Below are 12,172 nucleotides of genomic sequence, written 5' to 3'. Positions count from 1 at the left end.
ACGGAGAATAAGTATGTTTGAACCGGTGGATTATGATCTTGGTGAAATGAATGGCGCGCTGATTAAAGTCGTAGGCGTTGGTGGCGGCGGTGGTAATGCTGTGAACCATATGGTTGCGACTATGGTTAGAGACAATATTGACGGTACTTTGGTAGATGAAACAATGATGAGTACCGATGAACACGGTAAAATCATCTTCTACGCTATCAATACCGATGCTCAGGCATTGCGCAAGAGCCAAGTTCAACAAACTGTTCAAATTGGTGCCAATACCACCAAAGGATTAGGGGCTGGTGCAAATCCAAATGTTGGTCGTAAAGCTGCCGAAGATGATCAAGATGCTATTCGTCAAATGTTGGAAGGGGCCGACATGGTATTCATCGCAGCCGGTATGGGCGGTGGTACTGGTACTGGGGCTGCGCCGATAGTTGCCCAAATTGCTAAAGAATTAGGTATTCTTACCGTTGCTGTGGTAACTAAGCCATTTGCATTTGAAGGTAAGAAACGGATGATGTTCGCAGAAATGGGAATTAAAGAGTTATCTAAACATGTGGATTCCCTTATTATTATTCCAAATGAACAATTAGCGAAAGTAATGCCAAAGAATGCAACATTGATGCAGGCATTTTCTGCTGCAAATGATGTGTTGCGTAATTCTGTTACCGGTATTTCCGATATGATTACTTCTCCGGGGCTAATCAATGTGGACTTTGCCGATGTGCGTACTGTTATGTCCGAAATGGGGCAAGCGATGATCGGTTTTGGTTCTGCTCTAGGTTCTCCAGGGGAAGGTCGTGCAGAAGATGCGGCTAAAATCGCAGTGAAAAGTGATTTATTAGAACGTGTTGATTTATCCGGTGCGAAAGGTGTGTTGGTAAATATTACGGCTGGTATGGATTTAGGTTTAGCGGAATTCTATGCTGTGGGTGATACCATTAAGGCTTTTGCTTCTGAAGAAGCAACGGTGGTAATTGGTACAACCTTAGTTCCTGATATGGTAGATGAAATTCGAGTAACGATTGTTGCAACAGGTATAGGTGATCCAGAAGATGCGCCGGAAATTCAAATTCCACCACGCCCTCAAACAACACAAACAACAGTACAGCCGGGTCTTCAACCTATTAATACTTCTTTCGGTGGGTTGGGAACTAGAACAACAAGTTATGGTCATGCTCCACAAGATGTGAATAATTTATCTAACCATAATCAAAGTGCACAGCCTGTAGAAAAACCAGTTCCTGCAAATGTTGATTCGCTGTTTAATGTGCGTGATTTTATGCGCAATAATGACAAATAAAAAGAATTATCTTGTTGTATAACAATAAGTTAAGAGAAAAATTATGATTAAGCAAAGAACTTTAAAAAAAAGTATTAAAGTGACCGGTGTCGGTTTGCATAGTGGAAACAAAGTTACCCTAATTTTGCGTCCGGCAATGCCGAATACCGGTGTAGTTTATTGTCGTACTGACTTAAACCCGCCGGTGACATTCCCAGCCAATGCAAATTCAGTGCGTGATACCATGCTTTGTACTTGCTTAGTGAACGAAGAAGGTGTACGCATTTCAACTGTTGAGCATCTAAACGCGGCGTTAGCTGGTTTAGGTATTGACAATATTATTGTTGAAGTGGATGCGCCGGAAATTCCAATTATGGATGGTAGTGCAAGTCCGTTTATTTATTTATTACTTGATGCGGGCATTGAAGAGCAAAATGCACCGAAGAAATTTGTTCGTATTAAACAAAAAGTACGCGTAGAGGATGGTGATAAGTGGGCGGAGTTTTCCCCTTATAATGGTTTCCGTTTGAACTTTACCATTGATTTTAATCATCCGGCCATTAACAAAGATGTGCGTAATTATGTGATGGATTTTTCTGCACAGGCCTTTGTTCAGCAAATTAGTCGCGCCAGAACCTTTGGTTTTATGAAAGATATCGAATATCTTCAATCTCAAGGTTTGGCTTTAGGCGGTAGTTTGGATAATGCCATTGTGCTTGATGATTATCGTATTTTAAATGAAGACGGCTTGCGTTTTAAAGACGAATTAGTTCGTCACAAAATGTTAGATGCTATCGGTGATTTATATATGTGTGGTTATAACATCATTGGTGATTTCAAAGCCTACAAATCAGGGCATGGTTTAAACAACAAGCTGTTAAGATCTGTGTTGGCAAATCAGGAGGCTTGGGAGTTCGTTACCTTTGATGACAAGCGACAAGTGCCACAAGGTTATGTTGCACCGGCCCAAGTTTTGATTTAAAAAATATTTTCTTAAAAGCTATATTTCAATGAAATATAGCTTTTTTTATCCTTTAAAAGGCATTTTATCAGTGCGGCTTATAAAAAAGTGCGGTTAGAAATTAAAATGTTTTTGTTTGTTTTTCGATTTAATGAATACCGATAATCCATAACCTAATAGAGAAAACCAAATGAAAAAATTCTTCTTTCTATTTCTATTAAGCTTATCCAATGTGACTTTTGCGGCAAGTGATGTTATTGTTGATGCCGTTACTTGCAAGACATTTGAGGGGAAGGATTTAAAACTCATTTTTATTCCAATTCTTTAGTGATAATTCGCCGATTGACGCTATTAAATTTGAACCGAAAGACGCTGTAGTATTCAAATAAAGGAAAAGTTATGTCATTGGATTTAAGTGAAATTCGACAGCAAATTACCCAAATTGATCGCAGTTTGTTGAAGCTGCTTTCCGAACGTCATCGCCTAGCGTTTGATGTGGTGCGTAGTAAAGAAATTACACAGAAGCCGTTGCGTGATGCTGTGCGTGAAGAACAGCTGTTACAAGAGTTGGTGCAATTTGCCCAAAATGAGAATTATCAACTTGAACCGCAATACATTACGTCAATTTTCCAAAAAATCATTGAAGATTCTGTGTTGACGCAACAAGTTTATTTGCAGAAAAAACTGAATGAACAGCGTGAACAGAATATTCATATTGCATTTTTAGGCAAGCGCGGCTCTTATTCTCATTTGGCCGCGCGTAATTATGCCACCCGTTACCAAGAAGAATTGGTGGAAATGAGCTGCGCCAGTTTTGAACAAGTTTTTGCAAAAGTGCAAAGTGGCGAGGCCGATTATGGTGTTCTCCCGTTGGAAAACACCACATCCGGTGCCATTAACGAAGTTTATGACTTGTTGCAGCACACCGATTTGTTTCTAGTAGGCGAATTGGCTTACCCTATTCAACACTGCGTTTTGGTGAATGATCAGGATGATTTAAGTAAAATTGATACGCTATATAGTCATCCGCAAGTGATACAGCAATGTAGTCAATTTATTCATGGTTTAGAACGCGTGCATATTGAATATTGTGAAAGTAGTTCTCACGCCATGCAATTGGTTGCCGGGTTGAATAAACCGAATATTGCCGCATTGGGCAATGAAGATGGCGGCAAGTTATATGGTTTGAAAGTGCTGAAACGTAATATTGCTAATCAAGAAAACAATATCACCCGTTTTATTGTAATTGCGAAAGAACCGCATAATGTTTCTCCGCAAATTCATGCAAAAACACTGTTGTTAATGAGTACGGGGCAACAGGCCGGATCCTTGGTAGATGCGTTGTTGGTGTTTAAAAAACACAATATCAACATGACAAAATTGGAGTCACGTCCGATTTATGGCAAGCCTTGGGAAGAAATGTTTTATTTGGAAATCGAAGCCAATATTCATCATCCTGATACACAGGCAGCGTTGGACGAGTTACAACAATTCAGCAACTACCTGAAAATTTTAGGTTGTTATCCTAGTGAAATTGTGAAACCAACTAAAATTTCAGCATAATTTAAGCCAAAACAAACGAGGCATTACCCTATGGATAATGCCTCGTTTTTTCTTTTTATAGAAATTAGAAACCGGCTTGTTGTTCCAACTGTTCCACCAACTGATCATCCAAGCCAAGGGCTTTGGCGAGTTCCGATAAGAAAATGATTTCTTTGCGGGACAACTGTTGGCAAACTAAGCGGGCTGCCAAATACACGTTTGCCGCAAGTGCGGTGTCATTTCCAACTGTTTTTGCAATTTCGGCAACACTAATCGGATGTTCTATTTCTTGAGCAAGCCATTGGGTTAATTCAGAATCGCCACTTTCTTTTAAAATTAATGCTTTTTCATCCTCGCTAATTTCACCATCAGAAGCGGCTGCCGCAATCATTGTGCGTAAAATAATCGCACTTGCGTCACCATTATCGGCGGAATTTAACACATCAAATTCATTTTTGGTAATTTCCGGTTGGGCGGTTTGTTGGCTTTTTTGATAGTTTTGGTAGGCCTGGTAAGCCATATTACCTAAAATTGCCAAAGAACCTAATTTAGTTAAACTGGCACCGCCGGAACGGCCTAGGATCATAGATAAAATCCCGGTGAGCGCTGCGCCGCCACCGACTTTAGTAATCGTATCCACAGTAGAATTTCTGGTTTCTAAACGACCGGCGGATTTTTTCGCAAGATCGACCACTTGATTAAATAGATTGTTGAAGTCCATAAAGTTTCCTTATGTTAGTGAGTAAATATTCTGTTTATAGACAAATGAAGAACAAAAAAATTCCCGAAATTATTTATAGGCACATTTATATATTCCTTAGGGGCATTGGTATAGCCACCACAAAAAAACGTTGTCAAAAACCACCGCACTTTTCTTCTTTCCTACTCTTGAAATTTCACCTTCCGCACTTATATCCATAACGTTTTCAATTTATTCAACATAAGTAGGAAGAATATGAGTACAAATCAAGAAACCCGTGGCTTCCAATCGGAAGTCAAACAACTTCTCCAATTAATGATTCATTCTTTATATTCCAATAAAGAAATTTTCTTGCGTGAGCTGATTTCAAATGCCTCCGATGCGGCGGATAAATTGCGTTTCAACGCCCTTTCTAATCCGGCTTTATATGAAGGTGACGGCGAATTACGCGTGCGTGTTAGTTTTGATGCGGATAAAGGCACGCTTACCATCAGCGATAACGGGATTGGGATGACTCGTGAACAAGTGATCGATCATTTGGGCACAATTGCCAAATCCGGAACAAAAGAATTTTTGACCGCACTTGGGCAAGATCAAGCGAAAGACAGTCAGCTTATCGGTCAATTCGGTGTGGGTTTCTATTCGGCGTTTATCGTTGCCGATAAAGTGACAGTGAAAACCCGTGCGGCAGGTGAGGCAACTGATAAAGGCGTGCTTTGGGAATCTGCCGGGGAAGGCGAGTATTCCGTGGCAGATATTGAGAAAAAATCCCGTGGTACTGACGTTATTTTACATTTACGCGAGGACGAAAAAGAATTCTTAAACGAATGGCGCTTGCGTGACATTATCGGCAAATATTCTGATCATATCGGTTTGCCGGTAGAAATGCTCACCAAAGAATATGATGACGAAGGCAAAGAAACCGGTGAGAAATGGGAAAAAATCAATAAATCGGATGCCCTTTGGACTCGTTCTAAAAACGACATTTCCGATGAAGAATATAAGGAATTTTATAAACATTTAAGCCATGATTTTGCGGATCCGTTATTGTGGGCGCACAACAAAGTGGAAGGTAACCAAGAGTACACCAGTTTGCTTTATGTGCCGTCGAAAGCGCCTTGGGATTTATTCAACCGTGAACACAAACACGGCTTGAAACTCTATGTACAACGCGTGTTTATTATGGATGATGCGGAGCAATTCATGCCGAATTATCTGCGTTTTATGCGTGGTTTAATCGACAGCAATGACTTACCGTTAAATGTGTCCCGTGAAATTTTGCAGGACAACAAAACCACGGCGGCGTTACGTAAAGCGTTAACCAAACGTTCGTTGCAAATGTTAGAGAAATTGGCGAAAGAGGATGCCGACAAATATCAGCAGTTCTGGAAAGAATTTGGTTTAGTGCTAAAAGAAGGCCCAGCGGAAGATTTTGGCAATAAAGAAACCATTGCGAAATTATTGCGTTTTGCCTCTACCCACAACGACAGCAGTGAACAAACTGTGTCATTAGAAGACTATGTTGCCCGCATGAAAGAAGGGCAAAAAGCCATTTATTACATTACGGCAGACAGCTATGTGGCGGCCAAAAACAGCCCACACTTGGAATTGTTCAATAAAAAAGGCATTGAAGTCTTATTGCTTTCCGATCGTATTGACGAATGGATGTTAAGTTATTTAACCGAGTTTAACGGCAAAGCGCTCCAAACTATTACGAAAGCGGGTTTGGATTTAGGTGATTTGGCGGATAAAGAAGAAAACGAAGTACAAAAAGAACAAGATAAAGCTTTTGATAGCTTTATTGAACGCGTAAAAACCTTGCTGGGCGAACGCGTGAAAGAAGTACGCTTAACTCACCGTTTAACGGATACACCGGCAGTAGTTTCCACCGGTAATGACCAAATGACCACGCAAATGGCAAAACTTTTTGCTGCGGCAGGTCAACCCGTACCGGAAGTGAAATACACATTTGAATTAAATCCGGAACATCACTTGGTGAAAAAGGTGGCTGACATTGCCGATGAAGCGGAATTTGCTGATTGGGTAGAATTGTTGCTAGAGCAAGCCATGCTTGCAGAGCGCGGTTCGTTAGAAAATCCGGCGGCGTTCATTAAGCGCATCAATAAGTTATTGGGTTAATCTATTTGTGATTGATTAATGTAATGGTTAAAATCCTCAGTCTGAATAAGATTGAGGATTTTTTATTTTTTTGAGGTGAAAATATGATTACCGTTTACGGCATTAAAAACTGTGACACCGTGAAGAAAGCGTTGAAATGGCTTGCGGATCACAACATCGAACATAAACTCCATGATTATCGAGTGGACGGTTTAGATAATGCTTTTTTACAGCAAGCGGAAGCGCAATTCGGTTGGGAAAACTTGGTCAATAAACGTAGCACGACTTGGCGCAATCTCCACGAGGACGTGAAAAAAACGTTGTCAAAATCCACCGCACTTTCTGTGCTTGCCGAGAATCCTACACTGATTAAACGCCCGATTATTTTGCAGGACGGCAAAACGTTAATTGGTTTTGATGCAAAAGAGTATGAAGCCGCGTTTAAATAATATGAATCGGAAAAAGTCTATTTTGACCCATTTATAGCCTTCGTTATTATTGTTTTGATTTCGGCATTGTCGCTTGCTTTTGTATTGTGGTGATTTACTTGGCGAAAGTGCGGTCATTTTTGCAGGCATTTTCGCGCCTTGCTTTTTGCCATTAATGGGAATAAGATTTGTTACTGTATTGTTACAGACATCCATTATTGATGTGATAAATGTTTCATGTAGCTTAGTTGTTTGGAATATTTAATATGCTTGGATTTTGTAATCCATTCCCGTTAATTAAAGAAACAAAGGATTGCTTATGAATAACAAATCTTATTTGGCCCTCCTTCCTCTTCCGTTCTTTTTATCCAATGCTTTTGCGGAGGAGCCTCAATCTACCACCTCACTTGACCCGATTGTTGTGACCGGTGTGTCACAAAAGAGTGCGAATACGGTAAAACTTAACCCTAAAACGACGCTTCAACCTTTGCCGGCAGGTGATGGTGCGGATTTATTGCAATCCGTTGCAAATATGAGTGTGATTCGTAAAGGCGGGAGTTCCGGTGATCCCTTATTTAGGGGATTGGGTGGCTCCCGTTTGAGTATTCAGGCAGATGACCAATTTATTCACGGCGGTTGTAGTAACCGAATGGATCCGCCAACGGCGTATATTTTCCCATCGGCTTATGATGAAGTAGTGGTGACCAAAGGACCGCAAACGGTGACACAAGGGACGGGGTTGGTTGCAGGCGCGGTGCGTTTTGTGCGGAAAGAACCTGAATTTGATACGCAAAACACTTATTTAAACGGCAGCGTAACCCTTGGTGGGAATAAACGTCGTAATGCTTATTTTGATGCGATGGCCGGTGGCAAATATGGTTATTTACGTACCAGTGTGTCACATAATGAAGCAGGCAATTACAAAGATGGCGACGGTAATCGCATTCATTCTTCTTTTGAACGCCGTAACCAAATGTTACAACTTGGCCTTACTCCGACAGAAAATACATTGCTGACAGGAACCTATGAGCGTAGCCGTGGTGAAGCGGCTTATGCGGATCGTATGATGGACGGTAGCAAATTTGACCGCGATGCATGGAATGTTCGTTTTGTGCAACGTAATATTGCGCCATGGTTTAGCGAGCTTGAGTTGCGCTACGGTCAAAGCAAGATCGATCATGTGATGGATACTTACAGCCTGCGTTATTTGCGCATGATGGGAAGCCAAGTCAAAAAAGCAATGAATCCAAAACGTGAAACAAATACCGGACACTTAAAAGCGACCTTTGATTGGCCGGATATTAATTTGCAGACCGGAATTGATTATATGCGTGACAAACACCTTGCTCGCATGGAAATTCGCGGTGAAGGCTATACGCATAAACCTTATCAGCCGTAACAAAACTTTACCCAATGGGGCGGATTTGCAGAAGGGGCATGGACGGTTAATGATAGCCGTAAGTTCATAGCAGGTTATCGTTATGATGAAGTGAAGGCGGAATACGACACCTTAATGGCAAATCATCCGAATAAAAAACGCACCTATGATTTACACGCGGGTTTCTTCCGTTGGGAAGAAGAAATCAATGGCATTAAATATTATGCCGGTCTTGGTGTTGCCGAGCGTGCGCCGGATTATTGGGAGCGTCGTGTAAGCCAAGTGTTGAATAAAGAACAGAACCGTCAAATTGATACGGGACTGATTTGGAAAAATGATGCTTTTGATCTTTCCGTCTCGCTTTTTGGCAGTGATGTACATAATTTTATTATGTTAGAACGCATAAATAACAATGTGACAGCCCGAAATGTGAAAGCGACCCGTTTAGGCGGTGAGGTTGAAGGTAAATGGAAATTTGCCGAACACTGGGAAATTGGTAGTAGCCTAGCTTACACCTACGGTAAAAACCGTACCGATGATCGCCCGCTGGCTCAAACTCCTCCGTTAGAATGGAAAAACTCATTAACTTGGGATAACGACACCTTGAGCGCAGGTCTTTTATGGCGTTTGGTTTCCGCCCAAAAACGTTATGCCGAAGGGCAAGGTAATATTGTCGGGCAAGACATTAGTCCATCAGCGGGATTTGGCACATTGTCTTTAAACGCAGGATGGAAGATTAACAAATATGTGACTTTACAGGGCGGTATTAATAATCTCTTTGATAAATCCTATGCCGAATTCGTCAGCAAAGGCGCCGATCCTTCTGCCGGAGTACAAACCACACGGGTGAATGAACCGGGCCGTCAATATTGGATGCGGCTACAAGTGCAATTTTGATGTTGCAAAAATAACAAAATGGATAGCCAAGCTATCCATTTTTTGTTCAATAAGATTTAAATAAAAAAGAAATTTTGTTAAATTACACCGCACTTTTACTTATTTTGCCAATTTCCTCAATGCTATGAAACAACATATCATCCAATTATCTCAATCGCTTATCCGCCGTCCTTCCATCAGCCCGAATGATGAAGGCTGTCAACAACACATTGCCGAACGTTTGGAAAAATTAGGCTTTCAAATTGAATGGATGCCCTTTAACGACACCTTAAACTTGTGGGCGAAGCATGGTTCAGGGGAGCCCGTGATTGCTTTTGCCGGGCATACGGATGTGGTGCCCACGGGGGATGAAAGCCAATGGACGTATCCGCCGTTTTCTGCCGAGATTATGGATGGGATGCTTTACGGACGTGGTGCTGCCGATATGAAAGGCTCATTGGCAGCGATGATTGTGGCGGCGGAAGCGTATGTGAAAGCCAATCCAAATCACGCGGGTACGATTGCCTTATTAATTACCTCCGATGAGGAAGCAGCGGCGAAAGACGGTACGGTACGTGTGGTGGAAACCTTAATGGCGCGCGGTGAGAAAATCACGTATTGCATGGTAGGCGAGCCGTCCAGTTCGAAAAACTTAGGCGATGTGGTCAAAAATGGTCGTCGCGGTTCGATTACAGGCAACCTCTATATTCAAGGCGTTCAAGGCCATGTGGCATATCCACATTTGGCGGAAAATCCTATTCATAAAGCGGCGCCATTCCTACAAGAGCTGACAACTTATCAGTGGGACAACGGCAATGAATTTTTCCCGCCGACCAGTTTGCAAATCGCCAATATTCATGCCGGTACGGGCAGTAATAACGTGATTCCGGGTGAGCTTTACGTGCAATTTAATTTGCGTTATTGCACGGAAGTCACCGATGAAATCATCAAACAGAAAGTCGCTGAAATGCTAGAAAAACATGGATTGAAATACCGCATTGAGTGGAATCTTTCCGGTAAACCGTTTTTAACCAAGCCAGGCAAATTATTAGATGCGTTGACCGATGCTATTGAGCAAACCACAGGTATTACGCCACAAGCGGAAACCGGTGGCGGCACCTCTGACGGTCGTTTTATTGCGCTAATGGGAGCTGAAGTGGTGGAATTTGGGCCGCTTAACGCGACGATACATAAAGTGAATGAATGTGTGAGTGTAGATGATCTCGCCAAGTGCGGTCAGATTTATCATCAAATGTTAGTCAATTTATTGGATAAATAAGATGAAATTAACCCCTGACATGTTGACCGGCAAATCTCGGGAACATTTGGTGAATTTGCCGACACCTCATTCTCCTCATCATTTTTTGCAGGCGCAGGCAATGAAAGCCTTTCAAGGGCTGCAACAAAGTGCGGTCAAAAATGGCTTTAATTTACAACCCGCCAGCAGCTTTCGTGATTTTGTGCGCCAACAACTTATTTGGAACGGCAAATTTAACGGTGAACGCAAAGTGCACGATGATGCAGGCAATGCGTTAGATTTGACCCAATTGGACGATTGGCAAAAAGCGCAAGCTATTTTACGTTGGTCGGCGCTACCGGGAGGTAGCCGCCATCATTGGGGCACGGAAGTTGACATTTTCGATCCCGATTTATTGCCTCAAGGTCAATCCTTACAACTTGAGCCTTGGGAATATGAAAAAGGCGGTTATTTCTTTGAACTGAGTGAGTTTCTCATTGAAAACCTACCGCACTTTGATTTCGCATTGCCGTTTATGCACCAACCCGAAGGTAAAAAAATTGGGCGGGAGCCTTGGCATATCAGCTATATTCCGTTGGCTGAACAAGCGGTAAAAGCATTTACGCCGGAGGTGTTGTTGAAGGCGTGGGAAAAGGAAGAGATTGCGGGAAAAAGCGTGTTAACGGCGCATTTGGTGAGCATTTTTAAGCAGTTTTTTATTTAGTGTTAATTTTGCATTTCAGGTTTGCGTGGCCCTGGGCTGGGAATAATCGGCAAACGAGATAAAAAAATAATCCCAGCCTGAAAACGAGCAGTAGCATTCACTCTTCCATAGGCATCTCTTTACTTCTTTGTCATTCTGACCATTTTCATTGCAATATTTTCATGAGACACCCCGTTCTTTGGTGCACTTTTGTGACCTACTTCAAAAATCCGGAAATTTTACAAAGAATTACATTTTTTTTTGGCGTGAATGAAAGTATCCTAATCGCCAGCTATTATTTATGGAGATAAAGATGTATCAGTTTCAACAGTTTACTCAACAAGATATTGAGATTGTAAAGGATGAAACGGTTTATCGCGGTTTTTTTAAGCTAAATAAGGTGCAATTCAAGCATAAACTTTTTGCCGGCAGTTGGAGTGGTGTGGTCACCCGTGAGCTGTTAATCAAAGGTGCAGCATCTGCCGTGGTTGCTTATGATCCGGTATTGGATAATGTGGTATTGGTGGAGCAGGTACGTATCGGCGCTTATGATCCGACATTGAAGCAATCACCATGGTTACTGGAATTGATCGCCGGTATGGTAGAAGAAGGCGAAACACCGGAATCTGTTGCGTTAAGAGAAAGTGAAGAAGAAGCCGGTGCGAAAATCACCAATATGCAACATTGTTTAAGCGTTTGGGATAGTCCGGGAGGCGTACTTGAGCGCATTCACCTGTTTGTCGGTAAAGTGGACAGCTCCCAAGTGGGTGGTTTGCATGGTTTAGCTGAAGAAAATGAAGATATTCGAGTTCATGTCGTAAGTCGGGAAACCGCGTATCAATGGCTTTGCGAAGGTAAGATTGATAATGGCGTTGCAGTAATGGGATTACAATGGCTGGAGTTAAATTACCTAAAATTAAAAGCGCAGTGGTTGTAAACAGGCGACATAGGTA

The 12,172-nt window shown here is 42.0% G+C and carries 10 protein-coding genes and 1 pseudogene; 10 read left to right on the top strand and 1 reads right to left on the bottom strand.

The features are described from left to right. Positions 1-13 precede the first annotated feature (13 nt). The 3 genes from ftsZ to EL144_RS03870 all read left to right on the top strand — a co-directional run bounded on the left by ftsZ (position 14) and on the right by EL144_RS03870 (position 3,800). The gene (ftsZ, locus tag EL144_RS03880; protein ID WP_005704238.1) at positions 14-1,297 is read left to right on the top strand and encodes a cell division protein FtsZ; all 1,284 of its coding nucleotides are present in this window, start codon (positions 14-16) and stop codon (positions 1,295-1,297) included. Positions 1,298-1,340: 43 nt separating this feature from the next. Continuing rightward, positions 1,341-2,258 carry a UDP-3-O-acyl-N-acetylglucosamine deacetylase gene (lpxC, locus tag EL144_RS03875; protein WP_050332845.1) on the top strand — a complete coding sequence of 306 codons (918 nt, stop codon included), beginning with the start codon at positions 1,341-1,343 and terminating at the stop codon, positions 2,256-2,258. Positions 2,259-2,636: 378 nt separating this feature from the next. Continuing rightward, the gene (locus tag EL144_RS03870) at positions 2,637-3,800 is read left to right on the top strand and encodes a chorismate mutase (RefSeq protein ID WP_005704235.1); all 1,164 of its coding nucleotides are present in this window, start codon (positions 2,637-2,639) and stop codon (positions 3,798-3,800) included. Positions 3,801-3,864: 64 nt separating this feature from the next. On the opposite strand, the gene EL144_RS03865 is transcribed toward EL144_RS03870, so the two are convergent. After that, entirely contained in the window at positions 3,865-4,500 is a 636-nt protein-coding gene (locus EL144_RS03865) for a tellurite resistance TerB family protein (RefSeq protein WP_005704234.1), read from the bottom strand. A gap of 234 nt (positions 4,501-4,734) precedes the next feature. Between EL144_RS03865 and htpG the strand changes: the two genes are divergently transcribed. The 7 genes and pseudogenes from htpG to nudF all read left to right on the top strand — a co-directional run bounded on the left by htpG (position 4,735) and on the right by nudF (position 12,156). Beyond that, positions 4,735-6,618: a molecular chaperone HtpG gene (htpG, locus tag EL144_RS03860; RefSeq protein WP_005704233.1), complete on the top strand. Its 1,884-nt coding sequence runs from the start codon at positions 4,735-4,737 to the stop codon at positions 6,616-6,618. 83 nt (positions 6,619-6,701) lie between these two features. Next, on the top strand, positions 6,702-7,046 hold the full coding sequence (locus EL144_RS03855; RefSeq protein WP_005704232.1) for an ArsC family reductase: 345 nt from the start codon (positions 6,702-6,704) through the stop codon (positions 7,044-7,046). A 298-nt stretch (positions 7,047-7,344) separates the two neighbouring features. Next, positions 7,345-8,424 (top strand): TonB-dependent receptor plug domain-containing protein, encoded by a 1,080-nt coding sequence (locus EL144_RS11515; RefSeq protein ID WP_005704229.1) that lies wholly within the window; start codon positions 7,345-7,347, stop codon positions 8,422-8,424. 15 nt (positions 8,425-8,439) lie between these two features. Continuing rightward, positions 8,440-9,300 (top strand): annotated as a pseudogene (locus EL144_RS11510) (TonB-dependent receptor domain-containing protein); the annotation flags it as partial. 124 nt (positions 9,301-9,424) lie between these two features. Continuing rightward, entirely contained in the window at positions 9,425-10,558 is a 1,134-nt protein-coding gene (gene dapE / locus EL144_RS03845; protein ID WP_005704227.1) for a succinyl-diaminopimelate desuccinylase, read from the top strand. 1 nt (position 10,559) lies between these two features. Then, a complete protein-coding gene (locus EL144_RS03840; RefSeq protein ID WP_005704226.1) occupies positions 10,560-11,240 on the top strand; it encodes a M15 family metallopeptidase in 681 nt (226 codons plus the stop codon). A 292-nt stretch (positions 11,241-11,532) separates the two neighbouring features. Beyond that, positions 11,533-12,156, top strand: coding sequence for an ADP-ribose diphosphatase (gene nudF / locus EL144_RS03835; protein ID WP_005704225.1), 624 nt, complete (start codon positions 11,533-11,535; stop codon positions 12,154-12,156). Positions 12,157-12,172 lie beyond the last annotated feature (16 nt).

It is taken from the genome of Aggregatibacter aphrophilus ATCC 33389, from assembly GCF_900636915.1.
GTDB lineage: Bacteria > Pseudomonadota > Gammaproteobacteria > Enterobacterales > Pasteurellaceae > Aggregatibacter > Aggregatibacter aphrophilus.
The sequence above is the reverse complement of the archived record's forward strand: the minus strand, read 5'-3'. Positions and strand labels throughout refer to the sequence as shown.

Excerpts from the sequence above, each read along its gene's own strand:
- EL144_RS03840 (WP_005704226.1), top strand. The coding sequence starts at position 10,560 with ATGAAATTAACCCCTGACATGTTGACCGGCAAATCTCGGGAACATTTG.
- dapE (WP_005704227.1), top strand. The coding sequence starts at position 9,425 with ATGAAACAACATATCATCCAATTATCTCAATCGCTTATCCGCCGTCCT.
- lpxC (WP_050332845.1), top strand. The coding sequence starts at position 1,341 with ATGATTAAGCAAAGAACTTTAAAAAAAAGTATTAAAGTGACCGGTGTC.
- EL144_RS03855 (WP_005704232.1), top strand. The coding sequence starts at position 6,702 with ATGATTACCGTTTACGGCATTAAAAACTGTGACACCGTGAAGAAAGCG.
- EL144_RS03870 (WP_005704235.1), top strand. The coding sequence starts at position 2,637 with ATGTCATTGGATTTAAGTGAAATTCGACAGCAAATTACCCAAATTGAT.
- EL144_RS11515 (WP_005704229.1), top strand. The coding sequence starts at position 7,345 with ATGAATAACAAATCTTATTTGGCCCTCCTTCCTCTTCCGTTCTTTTTA.
- htpG (WP_005704233.1), top strand. The coding sequence starts at position 4,735 with ATGAGTACAAATCAAGAAACCCGTGGCTTCCAATCGGAAGTCAAACAA.
- ftsZ (WP_005704238.1), top strand. The coding sequence starts at position 14 with ATGTTTGAACCGGTGGATTATGATCTTGGTGAAATGAATGGCGCGCTG.
- nudF (WP_005704225.1), top strand. The coding sequence starts at position 11,533 with ATGTATCAGTTTCAACAGTTTACTCAACAAGATATTGAGATTGTAAAG.
- EL144_RS03865 (WP_005704234.1), bottom strand. The coding sequence starts at position 4,500 with ATGGACTTCAACAATCTATTTAATCAAGTGGTCGATCTTGCGAAAAAA.